Genomic DNA, 19,068 nt, shown 5'->3' on the forward strand with positions numbered 1-19,068 from the left:
CGGACGCGGTGGCCTGCAGCTTCGCCCCGTGCCATACGGACACCTCGCGCCTCCCCCTTCAAGGACGACCGGCCATGCGCACCCGCCCGAAACTCGGTCTCTCGCTCGTGGCGCTGCTCTCGTCGCTGCCGCTGATGATCGGCACCGGCAACGGCTACTTCATCCTGCTTCTGCTGATCGGCCTGCCCGCCGTCATCCTGTTCTGGTTCGATCTGGGCCGGGAACTGCGTGCCATCCCCAGCCCCACCCATACCGAGCGCGCGCTCGGCCTGGCAATGGGCGTTCCGCAGGTGCTGTTCGGGCTGATGTGTGCGGGCATCGGCCTGCTGCTGGTCGCCTGGATCCTCTACAACCTGCTGATCGAGCACCAGTCGCAGTTCCGTATCCCGTCACTGCCCGCCTTCGCGGTGGGGCCGATGATGATCGTGGTCGGGCTGGGTTGGGCGCGCACGGCCTTCCGCCGCGCGGCCCTTGAGCAGGAAGATCCGGAGCAGGACGATCCGGAGCAGGACATTCCGGATTGATCCCTGATGGCCGGTGCCGGGATGTTCCCGGCACCGGCCCTTCATCAGAAGCGCAGATCCGCGCGCAGGTACCAGTAACGACCACGCGGGATGTCGTAGGTCGAGGCGTCGTAGCCGTTCAACGAGCACGACAGGCAGATCGGCGGATCCTTGTCGAACACGTTGTTCAGGCCGGCGGTCAGCTGCAGCCCCTTCATCCAGTCGATCTTGTAGCCCACCTGCATGTCATGGAAGGTGGTGGCCGACAGCGTGTTGGTGCCCGCAGCCTGGTTGCTGCACACCGGGAAGGCCGCAGCATCGCCGCAGTTCTCGGTCAGCTCGGAGATGTGCCGCACCGTCCAGTTGGCGCTCCAGCGGTCCATCGTCCAGCCGATGCTGGCGTTGCTGGTCCACTCCGGAATCGAGCTGTCGGCCACTTCCACGCCCGGCTTCTGCGGCTGCTTCTGCCCGGCCGCACCGGTGGCCTCGTAACGGCCGACGAAGGTGTTCTTCCACGCCAGCTTGAACTGGCCGATGGAGGTCTGCGGCAGCGTCCAGAACAGATCCACGTCCCAGCCGTCGGTCTTGATCGACCCCAGGTTGGTCAGCCGGTTGTTGAAGCTGCTGACCGCACCGGTGCTGGCACGGGTGATGCCGTTGCAGTAGATCGGGTCCAGCGTATCCACGCACAGGTCCAGCTGGGTCTGCGCGTTGATCGCCTGGATCGCACCGTCGATGGCGTGGCGGTAGAAGGTCACTTCAACGTCGAAGCGCTCCGACCACGAGGCGTTGTTGCCGAACCACGGACTCCACACGAAACCAGCACTGAAGCTGCGCGAGCGTTCCGGGTCCAGCTCGCGGTTGCCGCCGGTGGTCACCGAGATCTGCGAGTTGGCCTGCTGGAAGCCGGCCGGCACGCCCAGCGCGGCACAGTTGGCCGCGCTGCCACGTGGCGGCGTACCGCCCAGGCCCACCGAGCACGGATCGAACAGCTGCAGGTCGGCACGTGCGGCCGAGCCGTACAGTTCACCGATCGACGGTGCACGGAAGCCCTCGGCGTAGGTGGTGCGCAGCACGAAGTCATCGGTCACCTGCCAGCGCAGGCCGTACTTGGGCGTGAACTCGCCACCGAAGGTGGAGTAATCCGAATAACGACCGGCCAGGCTCAGGTCCAGTTTCTTGCCGAACGAGGAGTCGGCGAAGATCGGCACGCTCAACTCCAGGTAGGCCTCGTTGACGTCGTAGGAACCGGAGGTCGGCTGTGACGGCACGCCGTTGTAGTGGCCGATCACCGTCAACGGATCGGGCTGGTAGGAGCCCTTGTACTTGCGGTACTCGAAGCCGGTGGCGAAGGACACCGGACCGGCCGGCAGCGAGAACAGCTCGCTGGACAGGTTGGCGGTGAACAGGCTCAGCTCGTTCTGGCTGCGGTCGCGCACCACCGGCTGGATCCACTTCAGCATGTCCGGGGTGATCGAACCGACGCCGCCGAAGATGTTCAACGGTACGCAGCCGGCAGTGGCGGCGCACACCGCCGGATCGCCCAGCGCCATGTTCACCTTGTAGATGTCATAGCTGCCGTAGTTGGTCTGTTCGGCCTTGTTCTTGCTGTACATGCCGTTGACGTCCCAGTACCAGCTGCGGTCGGCGGCATGGAAGTCACCGACCAGGCCGGTGGCGAAGTAGGTGGTGTCCACCTTCTGCTTGAACACGCGCGCACCGCCTTCCACCGGGCGACGACCGATCAGGCTCATGTTGTCGCCGGAAACCAGATCGAAGCCGAACGGGTTGTACGGGTTGAGTGCGGAGACGGTGATGTTGTCGGCCAGCGGATTGCCGGTGGCGCCATCGGGGCCGAAGAACAGCGGCTCGGGACCGGCCTGGTTGGTCGACTCGCGGCGGTTGCCCAGCGCCTTGATGTACCACTGCACATTGTCGGTGATGTCGAAGCGGAACTGGCCGAACAGGCCTTTGCGCTCCGACGGCGTCAGCACCATGTTGTATTCGGCGAAGTTGAAGCGGTCGGCAGTGGTGAAGCAGTGGTAGTCATCGCTGCGGTTACAGCCGGCACTGCCGTCGTACCGCGGGTTGCTCACGCCGGTGTTGGGCACGATGTTCTGCGACGCGCCGGTATTCGGATCGACGAAGGCGAAGCGGCCCTGCGGGATGCCACCGCTGCCGAACGCCAGGCCGGTACCGGGAATCGGGAAGCGCGACTGCTCGCGGTCCTTGGCGAACACCGGGTCCTGCTTGGTCCAGCTGGCGCCCAGGAACAGGCTGAAGCGATCGCCACTCTTGCCCCAGGCCAGGTCCACGCCCTTCTGCGTGCCGTCGCCCTTGCTGTACTCGCCGTAGTTCAGCGTCACCTGGCCGCCATCGAAATCGCGGCGGGTGATGATGTTGACCACGCCGGCGATGGCATCGGAGCCGTACAGCGACGACGCACCGTCCTCCAGTACCTCGATGCGCTCGACGATCGCCAGCGGAATGGTGTTGAGGTCGGTGGCCGAGCCCACACCGGACGCCGACGATTCATTGACCCAGCGGATGCCATCGACCAGCACCAGCACGCGCTTGGCACCCAGGTGGCGCAGATCGACCTGCGCTGAGCCGGCACCCACGCCGCTGCCATCGGGCGGGAAACCAAAGTTGCCGGACGAGTTGAACTTGGCGTTGAGCGCGGAGCCGGAACCGGTGAGCTGCTGCAGCACCTCGCCGATCGAAGTCAAGCCGGTGCGTTCGATGTCGCCACGGGTCAGTGTCTGGATCGGCACCTGGCCTTCGACTTCAGCGCGCTTGATGCGGGTACCGGTGACCTCCACCGCATCGAGGTTGGTGGTGGATTGCGCAGCGGCACCCAACGGTGCCAGGGCCGTCACGCACAGCGCGACGGCAACCGCCAACGGGCGGTGATGCAGGTGAATCATTCGCTCTCTCTCCAAAGGAATGTCGGGACATGGACTGCCGCGCTCCCCCCTGCATGGCGGCAGCGTCTCCTTTGTAAACAAACAGTAAAAACCACGGCGTGATGATCGACACTCTTTCACGCGGATTTGACGCAGTTGACGGCTGATTGCGTCAAATGACGGAATATCCAGACCGGACGGTACTGTTCGTCACAGCGCGCACCACGGTGGCTACGACAGCGCGAGCCGAATGCCAGGGAGTCCTGTTACCGCGACGGGTCGTTCAGCGCGACCACACGCAGGCCGTGCTGATTGACAACCCGCAGCACCCGGATCAGGTCGCCGTAATCGGTGCCATCGGCGGTAACCAGGCGCACCGACGGTTGCCGCGCCTCGGGCAGCTGCCGGGCCTGGGCAAGCACCTGCAGCAGCGCTGCATCATCCAGTGGCCGATCGTTCCAGAACAGGCCACCGACGGCGTCGATACGCATATCAATCGGGACGGGCGTCGACTGTCCCAGGCCGGGTGGGCAGGCGGTACGTTGCTGGAACGGCTGGATGACAGCCGTGCTGGCCATCGGCAGCGTGGTGATCACCAGCGCCAGCAGCACCAGCAGTACATCCACCAACGGTGCCAGGTTGATGTTGGCGATCAGCACATTCGCCGGACTGGCTTCGTATCGCATACCGCGCTCCATCGCAGGAAGAGGGGCCCGTCAGTGGCAGACCGCACATTGCGGGGATCATCGCACGAACGCCGTGCGGGCCCGGTATCGCCACCCCGCCTGGACCGCGACGATCAGGCACGCCAACGCCCCCCGGGGCGTGCACACAATGCGAAACTGAATTCAGCCAGCCCCCGCTATGCTGATCGCCATGACCCGACGCACTTCCACTGCCCTGTCCTTGCTGCCCTTGGCCACCACGCTGCTGATCGGCTGCGCCAACGCCCAGTCCCTCGACGCCCAGAACGCGCAGCTGAAGGCCGCGATCGCTGCTGCCGAACGCGGCCAGTTCGATCCCGGCCAGGCCGGTGCGCTCAGTCGCCACCCGGCCTATGGCTGGCTGGAGTACGCCAACCTGCGCCGCAACATCGACACGGTCGATACCGCGCAGGCCCAGGCCTTCCTCAAGCGCTACGACGGCCAGGCCGTGGCCACCACCTTCCGCAGCGTGTGGCTGCCTTCGGTTGCGCGCCGCCAGGACTGGCCGACCCTGCTGGCCAACTGGGCACCCACCGACAACGTCGGGCTGCGCTGTGCACAGCTGACCGCACGCCAGGTCACCGGCAAGGTCGATCCGCAGTGGATCAACGAAGCACAGGACCTGTGGCGCAAGAACGGCAAGTCGCTGCCGGACGGCTGCGACGCGGTATTCGCCGTGCTGCAGGCACAGGGCGGCCTGAGCGACGCCCTGCGCTGGGAGCGCATCGATGCCGCCGCCGACGCACAGCAGCCGGCCGTGATGCGCAGCGCCGCACGCGGCCTGCCCGCGGCGGACCTGGCGCAGGCCAACAGCTACGCCGCCTTCGTCGACAAGCCCAATGCCAGCGCATTGAACTGGCCGCGCAACGAGCGCAGCCGGCGCATTGCCACCGATGGCCTGGAAAAGCTGGCCAAGGCCGACCCGGGTGCCACCGAACAACAGCTGCCGCAGTACGCACAGGCCCTCGGCCTGAGCGCCGCCCAGCAGGGCCAGGTGCTGTACCAGATTGCCCTGTGGACCGTGGCCTCCTACCTGCCGGATTCGGCGCGCCGTCTCAATGCGGTGCCCGAATCGGCCTATGACGAACGCCTGCACGAATGGCGTGTTCGCGAAGCAATGTCGCGCGGTGACTGGCCGGCGGCACTGGCCGCGATCCGCAAGATGGGCAGCAAGCAGCGCAGCGATTCGCGCTGGGCCTATTTCGAAGGCCGCATGCTGGAGAAGACCGGCCAGGCATCGCAGGCACAGCCGTTGTTCCGCGACGCCGCGCGTGCGCCCACCTTCCACGGCTTCCTGGCTGCCGACAAACTGCAGCAGGGCTACACGCTGTGTCCGTGGAAGCCGAACGACAGTGCGCAGGCACAGGCGGTGATCGCGCGTGACCCGGCCATCCAGCGCGCGATGGCGCTTTACCAGATCGACCGCACCGGCTGGGCCGTGGCTGAGTGGAACAGCGCGCTGTCGCGCTTCGATGACACCCAGCGCCGCCTCGCTGTGCGCGTGGCGCAGGACAACGGCTGGTTTGATCGCGCCGTGTTCGCACTGGGCAAGCAACCGCAGGAGCAGCGCCTGTACGACCTGCGCTTCCCGCTGCACCACGACGCCACCATCCGCCGTGAATCAGCACGCAATGCGATCGACCCGGCCTGGGTGGCCGCGGAGATCCGCGCTGAAAGTACCTTTACCCCGCGCGCGCGCTCGCCCGCCAATGCCATGGGCCTGATGCAGGTGCTGCCGGCCACCGGTGCCGGCGTGGCCAAGTCGATCGGCCTGACCGGCTACGGCGGCGCCGACAGCCTGTACGACCCGGACACCAACATCGCCATCGGCACCGCCTACCTGCGCCAGCTGATGAACAAGTACGACGGCCTGCCGTACGTGACCATCGCCGCGTACAACGCCGGCCCGACCCCGACCGCGCGTTGGCAGGGCCAGCGCCCGGGCTTTGACCCGGACCTGTGGATCGAGACCATCAGCTACAAGGAAACCCGCGAGTACGTGGCCCGCGTGCTGGCCTTCAGCGTGATCTACGACTGGCGCCTCAATGGTGATGCCCTGCCGTTGAGCGACCGCCTGATGGGCCGCCTGGTGGACAAGCGCAAGAGCTTCAGCTGCGCCGCCAACGCCGACCAGGGCGGGGATTGATCACCCGATGACGGTAGCGCCGGGCCATGCCCGGCGGACGCCACGATGTGTCCCGCCGGCCAGCGGCCGGCACTACCGTGCGATCATCCCCTCATGAAGATCTATCTTGTCGGCGGCGCCGTGCGCGACCGCCTGCTGCAGCGCCCCGCCGGTGACCGCGACTGGGTCGTGGTCGGCGCCACGCCCGCTCAGATGGAAGCGCTGGGCTACACCGCCGTGGGTCGTGATTTCCCGGTGTTCCTGCACCCGGAAACCGGTGAGGAATACGCACTGGCGCGCACTGAGCGCAAGTCCGGCCGTGGCTATCGCGGCTTCGTGGTCGATGCCGATCCGGCAGTAACGCTGGAAGACGACCTGCAGCGCCGCGACTTCACCATCAACGCCATTGCCTGCGACGAAGACACCGGCCATCTGGTGGACCCCTACGGCGGCGTGCGTGATCTTGAACAGCGTGTGCTGCGCCACGTCGGCCCCGCCTTCGTCGAAGACCCGCTGCGCGTGCTGCGCGCGGCCCGCTTCATGGCGCGCTTTGCGCCGCTGGGCTTCACCGTCGCGCCGGAAACCATGGACCTGATGCGCGAGATCGCCGCCAGTGGCGAACTGGATGCACTGGTGCCGGAGCGGGTGTGGCAGGAACTGCGCAAGGTGCTGGTCAGTGCGCAGCCTTCGGCGTTCCTGCGCACACTGCACGATGCGCAGGCGCTGGGTCCGATCCTGCCCGAGCTGGAAGCGCTGTACGGCGTGCCGCAGCGTGCCGAATTCCACCCGGAAGTCGACACCGGCATCCACCAGGAAATGGTCAGCGACATGGCTGCCAGGCTGGCGCCGGGCGATGACCTGGTCGGCTTCGCTGCCCTCACCCACGACCTCGGCAAGGGCCTGACACCGCCGGAGGAATGGCCGCGCCACATCATGCACGAGCAGCGCGGCATCAAACCGCTGAAGGCATTGTGCGCGCGGTTGAAGATTCCCACCGAGCACCAGCAGCTGGCCGAAGCGGTGTGCCGCGAGCACTTGAACGTGCACCGCATCGACGAACTGCGCGATGCCACCGTGCTGGAACTGCTGGGCCGCTGTGATGCGCTGCGCCGCCCCGAGCGCGTGGCCCGCATCGCGCTCTGCTGCGAGGCCGACAAGCGTGGCCGCCTCGGTTTCGAGGACGCCGACTACCCACAGGGCGAAACGCTCAAGCGCCTGCACCAGGCGGCACTGTCAGTACAGGCGCGGGATCTGGATACCACCCATCTGAAGGGCCCGGCCATCGGTGAAGCGCTGGCCAAGGCACGGGTGAAGGCGATTGCCGCCGCACGCTGATTCTCAACGGCCGTACTTGCCGCGCGTGGAGCGATACAGGTAGTGCCGGCCGCTGGCCGGCAACCACCGGCATCCACCCAGGTTGCCGCCACAGGAGTCAGTTCCCACCCAGCTCCTGGACTTCAATTGCCACGACATTGCATCCACCCAGCAGCACGGTCCCTCGGGATCGCAGGTCCCCGATCAGTTTCCCCCTGATGGTCGCGTAGGCACCAGAGCGTCGTTCAACCTGGTCAATCATGCGCTTGGGGATCAGAAGCGACACACAGCTTGCTTCACTGTTGTACCGGCGGTACTCCGCTTTGCTGTCCCAGATGCCACGATCCTCGAACTGTGCCACCAGGTAGCCGCGAAGCTCCACCTGGGACCCATCCAGCTCCGCGCTTCCCTTGATGGCCTTGCTTGGCAGCAGCGCCGCCGGGTTGGAGGAAGGTGCTTGCCCGGAAGTGGCACACCCGGCCACGGTTGCGAACAACAGGGAAACGCCAGGCAGGAACCACTTCATCGCCCACTTCCTGGCAGGTAGAACAGCTCCTGCTGCTTGGTGATGTTCTGCTGGATGAGCCGCTGCTCGGTCGGCGTCATGCGGCCCTGAATCATCCGGAATTGCACCTTGCCATCGACCAGCTCACGCACGCCGACCCGCGAACCCGTGCTGTCCACCGTGATGTTGGGAACCCCCGGGCTCACGAGGGGACCGGAATCACCTGGTGTCAGCCGATCCACCAGGCCACTCTCCTCGAGATGGCCGTGCATCACAGCCACGGTATCGGCGGTCGGCGTCAGTTCCGCATAGAACCCGGAAGCGTCCGACGAGGTCGCCATTGATGGATCCACCCGGATCGACTCGGTGCCGTTGCTGCTTGCCTCGATGGTGACGGCCTTCTCCCGGTTGCCACTACCGACTCTCACCGAGTCGGTGTTGGCCAGAGCGGTCTTCTCCGTCTGCGCGGAAAGCTGGATGTCCAGGCCACTTGATCGGCTCTGGTCGAAACGCCTGGCATCGATGCACGTGGACCGGCCGGCCCCTTCCGGGCATCGCCCATCCGGATCCGTGAACCGGTAGGGATTTCCGTTGGCGTAGCGGTAGCGGTTGAACTGCCCGGCCGGCTGTCCATATGCCGTCACCGGGTCCACCGACAGGAATACTCCCAGCTGTGGGTCCATGTACCGCTGCTGCATGTAGCTCAACCCTGTGGCCGCGTCGCTTACATGCCCTGTATAGCCGGGGCCATCGGCCACCCTTTCACCGATCGCGGCTCCGTAGGGCTCGTAGTCATAGCGCGTGATGATGACGCCCGCCCCGTTGGTTTCAGCGACAACCGACCCGAGGGCGTCGGTATGGACGTAGGTGACGACCTGTGCGCCGGCAGTGGCGCTGTACATCAGTGAAGTCGATGCGAACAACACCAGCCGCAGCTTAGAAGCCACCATTCCGTTCTCCAGCAAGTCCATCCTGAACTGCCTCCCCCATGAGCGGGGGATGCCCCCTGGGTCCGCACGTGCCCACTTTCCCTGTCGCTCGCCTGCCCCGCCCGTTTCGTGCAGAGCATCGCAGCGGCATGCGCCCCTTGCCGGATGTGGTTCCTGGCTCAGTGCGCCATGCCGCGGGTGATCGCCGCCGCACGCTGCTTCAGCTGGGCCACGGCATCGGGAATCATCTCCATGCCCACGTCCAGGCCGGGGTTCAGCACCAGGCCGACGCCGTCGCCGATCCCCGCCAGCAGCGCGTGCACCGCGATCGGCATGGCGTGGGCGAACTGCGGCAGCTGCTCATGCCACAGGCCGGCGCGCTCGGGCGCGGTGAACACCGCGAACATCGGCTCTCCGCTTTCGCTGGTCAGCACCAGCGGCGAGATGCTCTCGTCCCAGGCACCGTCTTCGCCGATGGCCTTGTCCAGCAATACGAACGCCGTCGAGGTCAGCAGGCCGTCGAGGAACTGCGACGCGGTCAGCGTACCGTCCTGTGCCTGCAGCAGGCGCACCTCGAGGTCGTTGAGGGGGTCGAACGGGGTGTCGTGGTCCATGGTCGGTTCCGGTACGTGATTGCAGGGCAGACTTTAACAGGCCCAGTCCTCAACCGATGTATCCGTGCCGCCATATCCACCCGGCGGACGCCAGCCCGGCCACCCCCACCAGCATCAGCGGCAGGCCGAAGCGGTGCCGCCATGGAATCGGCACCCCACCCAGCTGCTGGTCCATGGACTCGGTGTCCAGCACCCAGCCGTGTTCGCAGCGGGTGCAGGCCAGCTCGTAGCGGCGCTGGTAGGTGAAGCCGAACAGCAGGTCGATGCGTGCCATCTTGTAGCGCAGCTGGGGGGCGAACTCGGTTTCCGTCCCACAGCGCAGGCAGTGGTGGGCTTCGGTGGGGCCGACGATCAGCACCCGTTCCTGTTGGCCGATCAGGATCATGGATCAGCGGCCCTGGCAGGCGGGCTGGGCCAACAGCCAAGCTTGGGCGGCGGCAAGGGTGGCCGGCCCGCTGGCCGTAGCCTGATCCGGCTGCATTCTGCCACCGTCGCCCTGCCCGTTACGATCGGTCATCACGTTGTGGGTCAACAACAAGGTGGTACCGTCCACCAGCGTCGTCGGTCGATTGCCGGTAGAAAAGCCCGCGCTCGGCTGACCGAAACTACGACTCCCCGGTTGCCCTCGAAACGCGAGTGCCACTGCTTCGCCCGAGCTTGCAGTGCCTGCCCCCATCACCACCGCCACCGGTGCCGTGCCCGCACGCAACCGATACGCGCCCTGTCGTGAACGCAGCATCGAGGCATTGCCTTGCACGACTTCACCTTCCGCCTGCCGCCACCACAGCAATCCATCGGCACTACGGAAGGCGCCGATCAACGCCCCCTGTGTATCCTGCGTTCCATGCAGCAATGGCAACAAACCAAACAACATCGGCCACATGTTGCCACCACCATTGCTGCTTACATCCACTACCCAGCCGCACCGCGTGCCGTCATCCAGGCCAGCGATACGCCCCTGCAACGCCAGCGCGTAGACCTTGCGTGCTTCATAACGTTCCGATTCGCTGCGTTGCAGGTCTTCCACGAAGGGGCTCACCCGAAGCACGCCGATGCGGGGATTGGCATGACTGGGGGCAGCGAGGTCCGTCGCCTGACCGGCATTCAAGCGCTGAGCACGTTCGGAGCGCTGACGCTGCTCGCTTGGTGAAAACCAACGGCCATGGCCTCCGCTGCTGCGTGCGGCGGCCTCGTCCAGAACACGTCGCTGTTGGGCGCGGTCATCGCCTGCTGCGTTCAGGCGCGCGCGCACGTCGTTCCAATCGACGCGACCACGGTACAAGGACTGGGTTTCCAACAATTGCAGCATCTGCTCACGCGCTTCGGGCGACGGCAGCTCCACTGTCTCCTCTGCAACTGCGGCCGAAGATGAAAGCAGCAGCGTGGTGAGCATGGTGGCACGAACATTCCTTAGGTCCAGCATCGACGACTCCTTGTCATGTATCGAAGCCGTAGGATAGCCGTGGTGGGATCGATCTCGCCACGCGCCAGTGTTCTGTAGAGCCGAGCCTATGCTCGGCTTGGGGAAACTGCGACTGAAGCAGCCGAGCATGGCTCGGCTCTACAGAGTCATGACGGCAGTAGGGTTCGTGTCGACCAAGGTCGACGCCTACAAGAGCGGGTCAATGGCGTTGGTTGGGGATGTGTGCCGACCAAGGTCGGCACCTACCAGAGCAAGGTCATGGCGCCGGTGGAATCTGTGTCGACCAAGGTCGACACCCACCAGAGCGGGTCATGACACCCGTACCGCGCGCTACCAGTCCGCGCGCAGGCCGATGTTGCCTTCGATGATGCGGCGTTTCTCGTTGCGGTCGCCACCCAGCTCGCGCGTGTAGTCGGCCACGACATAGGCGCTTATGGTGCGGTTGAAGCGCCCGACCACACCCACGCCGGCTTCCAGCGCACGCGAGCGCTGCGAATTGACGATCACGTCATCGTCGAAGCGGATGCGGTCTTCACCGGCACGGCCATGCCAGTAATTGAGCTTGAAGTACGGCTGCCAGCCGTTGTCGGCCAGCTGGTAGTCGCCGGCAAGGCGCAGGCCGACGCGGCCGGTCCAGGCGTTGTCGTTGTCGAAGCGCACGCTCGATACTTCATCGCGGCGGTCGTCCAGCGAGGTGCGTTGCCAGATCACCTGCACCTGCGGTTCCAGCCACCATGCGGACTGACCGAAGCGCAGCAGCAGCTTGCCGGCCTCCACCGACACGCTGGTGCCGTCGCCGCTCAGGCCGAAGCCGAGACCGCGTGAGGAACGCACACGGCCGTCGTAGCGGCTCTGCATCGCCGTGGCGTCGATGTAGCCACCGCTGCTGTCGGTAAACGTCCAGTACAGGCCGACATGCTTGTCGTCCAAGCGGTTCTGGCCCACCTGCACATTCTCCCAACCCAGTGCCAGGCCGGTGGTCTTGCCCTGCGCGCGGGTGCGGCCGACGAACACGCCGACCTGGTTGCGATGATTGTCAGACGCCGCGGCCCACACGTCGAGGCCGGCCTGCAGACCCATCACATCGCCATCGAAGCCGGACTGCGCGTCGCCCTTCCAGTGGATCTCGCTGCTCTGGCCCACCAAGCGGCCCCAGGCGGTACGGAATGCCCCCTGGTTGTACAGCAGGCGCTGCTCGCCCTGCCGCTCGTGGAACGTGCCGATACTGGCCAACGAGGTCTCGCGCAGCAGCGGTGGCACCACTGCGTAGGCAGCAGTCTCCACGCGGTACAGCGGCACCACCGCGCCTTCGGCCGGGCGTGCACCCGGCGTTGGCGGCGTGCCGGTACCGGGCAGCGCACCACCGGCCACCGGCACGTCCGGCACCGCCGGATCGCTGGGCGGGGCCACCGGCGCCGGTTCCGGTGGCGGCGGTGGCGGCGCGGTCTCGCCCGCGGTCAGGTCGGGATCGGTGGCGCCTTCCGGCGGCGGTGGCGGTGCCGGGGCGATGGGTGGCGGTGGTGCCACTGGCGGCGTCAGCGGCGGTGGCGTGGCGCTGCCACCGCCGTTGGGGGCCGGCGTTGGTCCGGTCACCAGCGTCGAGCGCAGGTACCAGTTCTCGCTGGTACCGGCACTGACACCGCCCTTGAACAGGAAGTACTCGTAGGCACCGGCCGCGACCGGTGCGAACAGCGAGAACGCTCCCGGCGCGGTGCGGCCACCATTCAAGGCCTGCACCACCAGGATGCCATCGGCCAGCGTGGCCGCGCCGCTGCCGCCGGCGTTGAGCACGCCGATGCCGGTGGTACCTGTGGCGGTACCGCCATCGATCACCAGGCGGTCGCTGGTGGAATTGTCCGCGCCCAGCACGGTGCGCAGGTACAGGCCACCGCCGTCACCGCGGTAGTTGCCACGCACGGTGAACACATCGCCCGCGCCGGTACCGGTCAGGTCGATGCGCCCGGCATTGACCATCTCCACCAGTGCGCCACTGTTGAACGGGCGGATGGCATGCCCCCCACTGCCCGCGTAGACGGTACTGGTGTCGTCCACCGTGAGCGCGCCAGTGCCGGTTGTGCTGTCGCCCAGCACCAGGTCGCCATCGAAGGTCAGCTCTGTGCTGTTGGCCAGGCTGATCGCCTCCCAGTTCTGGAAGCGGCCCACGCCCGTGGTCTTGACGTTGTTGAAGTTGAGCTGGTCGATGCCACCGCCGCCGTCGAACAGCGGCACCACACCGAGGTTGCCCTGGTTGAGGCTGCTGAGGTTGGCCACGTCGTTGTCCGGCCCCATGTCGATCGCGCCGTAGACGATGCCACCGCCACTCCAGTTGAAGGTGTCGTTGCCGGTACTGAGCAGCACCTGCCCGCGCACGGTGCCGTCGGTGATGGTCACGCTGTCATTACCACCGCTGACGCTGATGTTGCCGCCGATGTAGGCCGTCCCCGAGATGATGATGGTGTCGGTATCGAAGGCCGTTACCACGTTGCCCTCAACCGTACCGCCTGACTGGTCCCACAGATTCTTGTCCAGCTTCATGTTGACGCGGCCGATGCGGCCACCGGTCATCCAGGCCTGGTCGCCGTCCTCGAACGCGCCGACGATACGGCCCCCGCTCATGCGGAAGGTATCGATGTTGTCGCCCTGCTGCAGCGCGCCGATGGTGCCGCCGGTCATGACAAAATCATCGCGGCCACTGCCCTGCGTCACCAGCCCGGTGACGGTGCCGCCGGTGACGGTCATCTGGTCATCGCCCGCGCCCTGGTCGACGCTGTCGATCGTGCCATCGCCGAGCAGCAGCACATCGTTTCCATCGCCCTGCAGTACGCCTCCGGTGATGCTGCCGCTCTGCATCTCGAGGCGATCGTTGCCGGCATCGAACTGCACGCCTGTACGACCACTGATGGTTCCTCGATTGATCACCACGCTGTCGCCCGCACCGACGAACTGCAGGGCGGTGTTGTTGCCGGTGCTGATGCTGCCCGCATTTTCGACGCGGCTGCCGCCACCGAGCTGGACCGCCACACCGCCGACCGAACTGATCGCGCCCTGGTTTGAAAGCAGGTGGCCACCGGCGCCGACCAGCGCTATGGCCGGTCCACCACCACTCTGCTGCAGCTGTGCACCGCTGGCGACGTTGACGGTGATGCCGGCCGCGCCGTTTGCGGTAACGGGAGTGGTCTGCGGATTCGGTGCGTTGGCATCACAGGTGACCGTCTGGCCGGCGGTCGGTGCCGGGTTGTTGCAGCCGGCCCAGGCGACGCTGGCGGTCGTCAGAAGCAGAGAGGGAACGGCGAGGGCCTGCAACACGGAAACAGCAAGGCGGCGCGGGCGGAACGCACGCGGAACGGCACGGGACATGGGGGCACTCCTGGACGGGAAATCAGGAACTGCGTATGCGTGGCACGGCGCTTGCAGTCTGCCGCGTGGTGAACCATTTCGATAGGTGAACTTGCGTGCGGGAAATCACAGTTCAGATGTGAAATCGCCCAGCCCTCACGCCGATGTGATGTGGCTGAAAGCATTCATTTTTCCGGTATCAGGAATCACGCGCAAAGCATCCACGCATGGCGTGAATCTACTGACCCTGCATTACCAATCGATTCGCTCATGGCGCCTGGTAGATCCACGCCACGCGTGGATGCCGTTGGCGAGAGCCTCTTTCCTTCGGAAAGGGGGCCGACCCCGCGCCGTCAGATCTTCAGATAGATCTTCCGCCGGTCCAGCCACCACGCCACGCCCCACCACAGTGCGACGAACACCAGCGCCTGCAGCATCGACGCCAGCTCCAGCGCCTGCGGCATCGCGGTGGCCAGCTGCTGCCAGACCCACCCCCAGATCCCGGTGGCCATCAGCACCACCGACATCACCGATGCCCCCAGGTACGCGGTGATCGCATTGACACCGAAGCGCCGGCCGAGTGCCGGCCAACCCTTCTGGTCGATCAGCACGTGGCCCAGCCACAGTGCCAGCGCCGCCAGACCGCCCGTCCATAGCACGTAGCTGGGCGTCCACAGCTGCTTGTTCAGCGGCAGCACGATGGCCAGCAGCAGGCCGAGCATGGCGGTTGCCACGCCCAGCCCGGCCAGCGCGGCAGCACGCCCATTGCGCAGCAGGCCACCGGCCAGCAGGCCGAGCACGGTACTGGCCAGCGCCCCCAGCGTGCTCAGCAATCCTTCCGGGTCATGGCCCAGTCCGGTATCGGCATGCCACTGGTAGATCCACGGTGCGAACAGCGCGGTATCCAGGCGGCTGGCCGGGTTGGTCCACGGCGCCAGGTCGCCGATGCCCAGCAGCAACACGGTGTACCCCACCAGCAGCGCGATCAAAGCGCCCACCTGCACGCGTGGTCGCGCGTAGACCGCCAGTACGCCCACCAACGCCGCACACACCGCGATACGTTGCAGCACGCCCCAGATGCGGAAGTGATGCGTATCCAGTGCCCACCAGATCAGCAGATGCAGCAGCGCACCGGCCACCAGGATGCGCAGCGCGCGCTCCAGCACGCCGCGCGCCAGTGCTGGGCGTGCAGCGGCATCCAGCGCGCGCGGTGCCACGCTGAAGGCCATCGACACACCCACCAGGAACAGGAAGAACGGGAACACCAGATCGGTGGGCGTGCAGCCATGCCATTCCGAATGACGCAGCGGCGCGAACACTGCACTCCAGTCGCCCGGATTGTTGACCAGCAGCATCGCCGCCACGGTGATGCCGCGCAGGGCATCGATCGAGCCCAGCCGGCGTGGCGGCGAACTGTTCATCAGGCGGCCTCGTACTGTCCGGCAATCCAGGTACCACGCACCTGCAGGGCGTCGTCCAGCAGCACCAGGTCGGCCTGGTAGCCCTCGGCGATGTGGCCCAGGCGATCATCGACATTGAGGAACTGCGCCGGGTACGTCGATGCCATGCGCGCCGCTTCGGCCAGCGGCTGGCCAAGCAGCTGCACGGTGTTGCGCAACGCGGTGGCCATGTCCAGCGCCGAACCGGCCAGCGAACCGGCGGCATTGCGCACCACACCGTCGATGGCGGTGATGGTTTCGCCGTACAGCACGTAGCTGGGATCATCGGCACCGACCGGCGGCATCGCATCGGTCACCAGAAGCAGGCGGCCGCGCGGCTTGGCCGCCAGTGCCACGCGCAGGCTGGCGGGATGCACGTGCACGCCATCGACGATGATGCCAATCCAGCTGTCGCGGTCTTCCAGCGCAGCGCCCACCGCACCGGGTTCGCGGCCCTGCAGCGGCGACATCGCGTTGTACAGGTGGGTGAAGCCACGCACACCAGCATCCAGACCGGCACGGATCTCTTCGTAGGTACCTGCGGTATGCCCGGCAGCGACGATCACGCCACGCTCGACCAGCGCACGGATGGTCTCCAGCGGCACGCGTTCCGGCGCCAGCGTCAGCACGGTCACACCGTTGTCCAGCGATGCCGCCAGAGCGATTTCTTCTTCGTCCGGCACGCGGAACTTGCTGGCATCGTGCGTGCCCTTGCGCGCCGGCGCGATGTACGGGCCTTCCAGGTGGATGCCGATCACGCCCGGCACACCCTGCGTGATCGCCTCGCGCATCGCCGCGATCGCTTCGCGCATCACTTCCACGTCATCACTGATCAGTGTCGGCAGCATCGCGGTGGTGCCGAAACGGCGGTGCGCCTGCGCGATGGTGCGCAGTGCCGCTACGTCCGGCGTGTTGTTGAACAGCGCGCCGCCGCCGCCATTGACCTGCACGTCGATGAAACCGGGCAGCAGCCAGCCGCCGCCCAGGTCCACCTGCTCATCGGCCTGGCCAAGCTGCGGCGCCGCGTCGGGCAACAGGGCGCTGATCTGCCCGTTCTCGATCACCAGCGCCAGATCATCGCGGAAGTCGTCGCCCGCCAGGATGCGGGCATTGCGCAGCACGGTCGCCATTACACGGTCTCCGTCACCTTGTTCAGGTGCGGCGGCAGATCCGGGTTGAAACCACGACGCAGCGCCAGTGCGTTGATCGCGCGATAGAAACTCTGCACGGTCAGCAGCGGTGCGCACAACGGGTGTGGCGCAGCAGCCACCGGCAGGTTGCCACCGGCACCGGCCAGCCAGACCTGCGCACCACGCGAGGTGAATTCCTCCACCACCGCACGGGTGCCGGCGCCGGTCTCATCGGGCTGGGCAAAGGCCAGCACCGGGAAACCACGGTCAACCAGTGCCATCGGGCCGTGCTTCACTTCGGCCGAACTGTAGGCCTCGGCATGCAGGCTGCAGGTTTCCTTGAACTTCAGCGCCGCTTCCTGCGCCGCACCCAGGCCCAGGCCACGGCCGAGCACGAACAGGCTGGTAGCCTCGACCAGGCCCTCGGTCACCGCGCTCCAGTCACACTGCCACGCCTCGCGCATCGCGTCCGGCAGCAGGTCCAGCGCGCTGCGCAGACTGCTGTCCTGCTTCCAGTACGCGGCCAGCTGCAGCAGCGCAGCCAGCGAGGCCAGGTAGCTCTTGGTCGCTGCAACGCTCTTCTCGGCACCGGCATGCAGCGGGATGACCGTGTCGGCCAGCTGCGCCAGCGGTGAATCCTCGACGTTCACCAGTGCGATCACGCGCGCACCGGCAGCCTTGGCGGCCTCGGCATTGCGCAGCAGGTCCGGGCTCTTGCCCGACTGCGAGATGACGATGAACAGTGCGCCACGCAGCTGCAGTGGTGCGGCATAGACCGACCCTACCGACGGCGAGGCCGACGCGACCACCAGGCCCAGCTGGGTTTCCAGCAGGTATTTGCCGTAGGTGGCGGCGTGGTCGGAACTGCCGCGTGCGCAGGTGACCACGAACGGCGGCGGTGCGGCACGCAGGCTGGCGGCCAGGGTTTCCATGGTGGCGTGGTTGCGCGAGAACTGGCGGGCAACCACGTCGGCCGCTTCAGCGGCCTCGGCGAACATCAGGGTGGCGGTGGGGTCTGACAGCGACATGGCAGGCTCAGGCAGGATCGGAAGGGAGGGGGCGTGCGCCGGCCGGGCGCATCGGCGCCGTCGAACCGCGCACCACCAGCTGCGGCACGAAGCCCTGGTTGTGCAGCGGTGCCGGCGCGTCGTCGTAGGCATCGCTGCGCAGCTGCGCGATCAGGAGGCGCGCGGCGTGGCGGGCGATGTCTTCGGTGGCCTGCTTGGCGGTGGTCAGCGGCGGCCACGACTGGCGCGAGAACGGGCTGTCCTCGAAACCGGCGATGGACAGGTCGTACGGCACGTTCATGCCGGCCGACTTGGCGGCGGCCAGCACGCCGGCCGCGATTTCATCGTTGGACCCGAAGATGGCGGTGGGTGGCTCGCGCAGCGCCAGCAGGCGGCGCGCACCACGGAAACCATCATCGAAGGTGTAATCGCCCTGCACCACCAGGTGCTTGTCCACGGTCATGCCGTAGTCCTTCAGCGCAGCTTCGTAACCGGCATAGCGTTCGCCCGAGGAGCGGTGCGAGATGCCGCCCCAGAGGAAACCGATGCGCTGGTGGCCCAGCTGGATCAGGTGCTCGGTGATCTCGTAGGCGGCCTCGCGGTCGTCGACGAACACGCAGGCGCCGTCGGCCGGGTCTTCGGTGGCGGCGATGATGCGCACCAGCTTGATGCCGCGCGCGGTCAGCGCCTGGATCAGGTCGCGGCGCTCGGACATCGGCGCGGTCAGCACCAGCCCGGCCAGGCGCGAACGCTGCACCCAGTCGGCCAGTTCATCGGCCAGCAGCGGCGAGCTGGAATCGCAGGGATGGATCTGCAGCCCGAACCCGGTCTCGCGGCAGGCGGCGAGCACGCCGTTCTGCACGCCGATGATGTGGTACGGGTTCGGGTTGTCGTAGACCAGCCCGATCACGAAGGTGGTGCCGCTGCGCAGGTTGCGCGCGGACGGATCGGGTTCGTAGTCGAGCTCGGCGATGGCACGCAGCACCCGCGCACGGGTGGCCTGCATCACCGAAGGCTCGTTGTTGATCACCCGCGAGACCGTCTTCAGCGAGACCTTGGCCTTCTCCGCAACGTCCTTGATGGTCGCTCTGCGCATGGGTTTTCCCTGGGGTTGGCTGCCGTCCATCATCGCC

At 66.6% G+C, this 19,068-nt stretch carries 15 protein-coding genes; 3 read left to right on the plus strand and 12 right to left on the minus strand.

Annotated elements, in window-relative coordinates; translation table 11 throughout:
• Positions 1 to 74: 74 nt before the first annotated feature.
• Positions 75 to 524, plus strand: coding sequence for a hypothetical protein (locus tag ACZK29_RS18515; RefSeq protein WP_478446344.1), 450 nt, complete (start codon positions 75 to 77; stop codon positions 522 to 524).
• Positions 525 to 568: 44 nt separating this feature from the next.
• Here ACZK29_RS18515 and ACZK29_RS18520 read toward each other — a convergent pair whose 3' ends face one another.
• Positions 569 to 3,430, minus strand: coding sequence for a TonB-dependent receptor plug domain-containing protein (locus ACZK29_RS18520; RefSeq protein ID WP_478446345.1), 2,862 nt, complete (start codon positions 3,428 to 3,430; stop codon positions 569 to 571).
• Positions 3,431 to 3,675: 245 nt separating this feature from the next.
• The gene (locus ACZK29_RS18525) at positions 3,676 to 4,095 is read right to left on the minus strand and encodes an ExbD/TolR family protein (RefSeq protein ID WP_164147259.1); all 420 of its coding nucleotides are present in this window, start codon (positions 4,093 to 4,095) and stop codon (positions 3,676 to 3,678) included.
• Between the two features lie 178 nt (positions 4,096 to 4,273).
• On the opposite strand from ACZK29_RS18525, the gene ACZK29_RS18530 reads away from it, so the two are divergent.
• Together ACZK29_RS18530 and ACZK29_RS18535 are read left to right on the plus strand one after the other, a co-directional pair.
• Positions 4,274 to 6,259, plus strand: coding sequence for a transglycosylase SLT domain-containing protein (locus ACZK29_RS18530; RefSeq protein ID WP_478446346.1), 1,986 nt, complete (start codon positions 4,274 to 4,276; stop codon positions 6,257 to 6,259).
• A 93-nt stretch (positions 6,260 to 6,352) separates the two neighbouring features.
• The gene (locus tag ACZK29_RS18535; protein ID WP_111204381.1) at positions 6,353 to 7,573 is read left to right on the plus strand and encodes a multifunctional CCA addition/repair protein; all 1,221 of its coding nucleotides are present in this window, start codon (positions 6,353 to 6,355) and stop codon (positions 7,571 to 7,573) included.
• A gap of 97 nt (positions 7,574 to 7,670) precedes the next feature.
• On the opposite strand, the gene ACZK29_RS18540 is transcribed toward ACZK29_RS18535, so the two are convergent.
• From ACZK29_RS18540 to ACZK29_RS18585, 10 genes are all read right to left on the minus strand, one after another.
• On the minus strand, positions 7,671 to 8,078 hold the full coding sequence (locus ACZK29_RS18540) for a hypothetical protein (RefSeq protein ID WP_111204382.1): 408 nt from the start codon (positions 8,076 to 8,078) through the stop codon (positions 7,671 to 7,673).
• Positions 8,075 to 9,028: an RHS repeat-associated core domain-containing protein gene (locus ACZK29_RS18545; RefSeq protein WP_478446347.1), complete on the minus strand. Its 954-nt coding sequence runs from the start codon at positions 9,026 to 9,028 to the stop codon at positions 8,075 to 8,077. The genes ACZK29_RS18540 and ACZK29_RS18545 overlap by 4 nt, the downstream gene beginning before the upstream one ends.
• A 137-nt stretch (positions 9,029 to 9,165) precedes the next feature.
• Positions 9,166 to 9,600 (minus strand): SseB family protein, encoded by a 435-nt coding sequence (locus tag ACZK29_RS18550; RefSeq protein WP_049429399.1) that lies wholly within the window; start codon positions 9,598 to 9,600, stop codon positions 9,166 to 9,168.
• Between the two features lie 49 nt (positions 9,601 to 9,649).
• Positions 9,650 to 9,985 carry a hypothetical protein gene (locus ACZK29_RS18555; RefSeq protein ID WP_478446348.1) on the minus strand — a complete coding sequence of 112 codons (336 nt, stop codon included), beginning with the start codon at positions 9,983 to 9,985 and terminating at the stop codon, positions 9,650 to 9,652.
• A 3-nt stretch (positions 9,986 to 9,988) separates the two neighbouring features.
• Positions 9,989 to 10,993: a S41 family peptidase gene (locus tag ACZK29_RS18560; RefSeq protein ID WP_164147255.1), complete on the minus strand. Its 1,005-nt coding sequence runs from the start codon at positions 10,991 to 10,993 to the stop codon at positions 9,989 to 9,991.
• 360 nt (positions 10,994 to 11,353) lie between these two features.
• The gene (locus tag ACZK29_RS18565) at positions 11,354 to 14,380 is read right to left on the minus strand and encodes an autotransporter family protein (protein ID WP_164147254.1); all 3,027 of its coding nucleotides are present in this window, start codon (positions 14,378 to 14,380) and stop codon (positions 11,354 to 11,356) included.
• A 332-nt stretch (positions 14,381 to 14,712) separates the two neighbouring features.
• On the minus strand, positions 14,713 to 15,780 hold the full coding sequence (locus ACZK29_RS18570) for an acyltransferase family protein (protein ID WP_111204386.1): 1,068 nt from the start codon (positions 15,778 to 15,780) through the stop codon (positions 14,713 to 14,715).
• Positions 15,780 to 16,928, minus strand: coding sequence for an N-acetylglucosamine-6-phosphate deacetylase (gene nagA / locus ACZK29_RS18575; RefSeq protein WP_111204387.1), 1,149 nt, complete (start codon positions 16,926 to 16,928; stop codon positions 15,780 to 15,782). Before nagA ends, ACZK29_RS18570 begins: the two co-directional genes overlap by 1 nt.
• A complete protein-coding gene (locus tag ACZK29_RS18580; protein ID WP_111204388.1) occupies positions 16,928 to 17,956 on the minus strand; it encodes an SIS domain-containing protein in 1,029 nt (342 codons plus the stop codon). The genes nagA and ACZK29_RS18580 overlap by 1 nt, the downstream gene beginning before the upstream one ends.
• 7 nt (positions 17,957 to 17,963) lie before the next feature.
• Entirely contained in the window at positions 17,964 to 19,031 is a 1,068-nt protein-coding gene (locus ACZK29_RS18585; RefSeq protein WP_006391719.1) for a LacI family DNA-binding transcriptional regulator, read from the minus strand.
• Positions 19,032 to 19,068: the final 37 nt, after the last annotated feature.

The organism is Stenotrophomonas sp. 89682_Sma, from assembly GCF_056481405.1.

Bases quoted from the DNA above. Each gene is read 5' to 3' on its own strand.
- ACZK29_RS18545 (WP_478446347.1), bottom strand. From the start codon at position 9,028: ATGGACTTGCTGGAGAACGGAATGGTGGCTTCTAAGCTGCGGCTGGTG.
- nagA (WP_111204387.1), bottom strand. From the start codon at position 16,928: ATGGCGACCGTGCTGCGCAATGCCCGCATCCTGGCGGGCGACGACTTC.
- ACZK29_RS18570 (WP_111204386.1), bottom strand. From the start codon at position 15,780: ATGAACAGTTCGCCGCCACGCCGGCTGGGCTCGATCGATGCCCTGCGC.
- ACZK29_RS18580 (WP_111204388.1), bottom strand. From the start codon at position 17,956: ATGTCGCTGTCAGACCCCACCGCCACCCTGATGTTCGCCGAGGCCGCT.
- ACZK29_RS18530 (WP_478446346.1), top strand. From the start codon at position 4,274: ATGCTGATCGCCATGACCCGACGCACTTCCACTGCCCTGTCCTTGCTG.
- ACZK29_RS18535 (WP_111204381.1), top strand. From the start codon at position 6,353: ATGAAGATCTATCTTGTCGGCGGCGCCGTGCGCGACCGCCTGCTGCAG.
- ACZK29_RS18515 (WP_478446344.1), top strand. From the start codon at position 75: ATGCGCACCCGCCCGAAACTCGGTCTCTCGCTCGTGGCGCTGCTCTCG.
- ACZK29_RS18525 (WP_164147259.1), bottom strand. From the start codon at position 4,095: ATGCGATACGAAGCCAGTCCGGCGAATGTGCTGATCGCCAACATCAAC.
- ACZK29_RS18560 (WP_164147255.1), bottom strand. From the start codon at position 10,993: ATGCTCACCACGCTGCTGCTTTCATCTTCGGCCGCAGTTGCAGAGGAG.
- ACZK29_RS18555 (WP_478446348.1), bottom strand. From the start codon at position 9,985: ATGATCCTGATCGGCCAACAGGAACGGGTGCTGATCGTCGGCCCCACC.
- ACZK29_RS18550 (WP_049429399.1), bottom strand. From the start codon at position 9,600: ATGGACCACGACACCCCGTTCGACCCCCTCAACGACCTCGAGGTGCGC.
- ACZK29_RS18520 (WP_478446345.1), bottom strand. From the start codon at position 3,430: ATGATTCACCTGCATCACCGCCCGTTGGCGGTTGCCGTCGCGCTGTGC.
- ACZK29_RS18565 (WP_164147254.1), bottom strand. From the start codon at position 14,380: ATGTCCCGTGCCGTTCCGCGTGCGTTCCGCCCGCGCCGCCTTGCTGTT.
- ACZK29_RS18585 (WP_006391719.1), bottom strand. From the start codon at position 19,031: ATGCGCAGAGCGACCATCAAGGACGTTGCGGAGAAGGCCAAGGTCTCG.
- ACZK29_RS18540 (WP_111204382.1), bottom strand. From the start codon at position 8,078: ATGAAGTGGTTCCTGCCTGGCGTTTCCCTGTTGTTCGCAACCGTGGCC.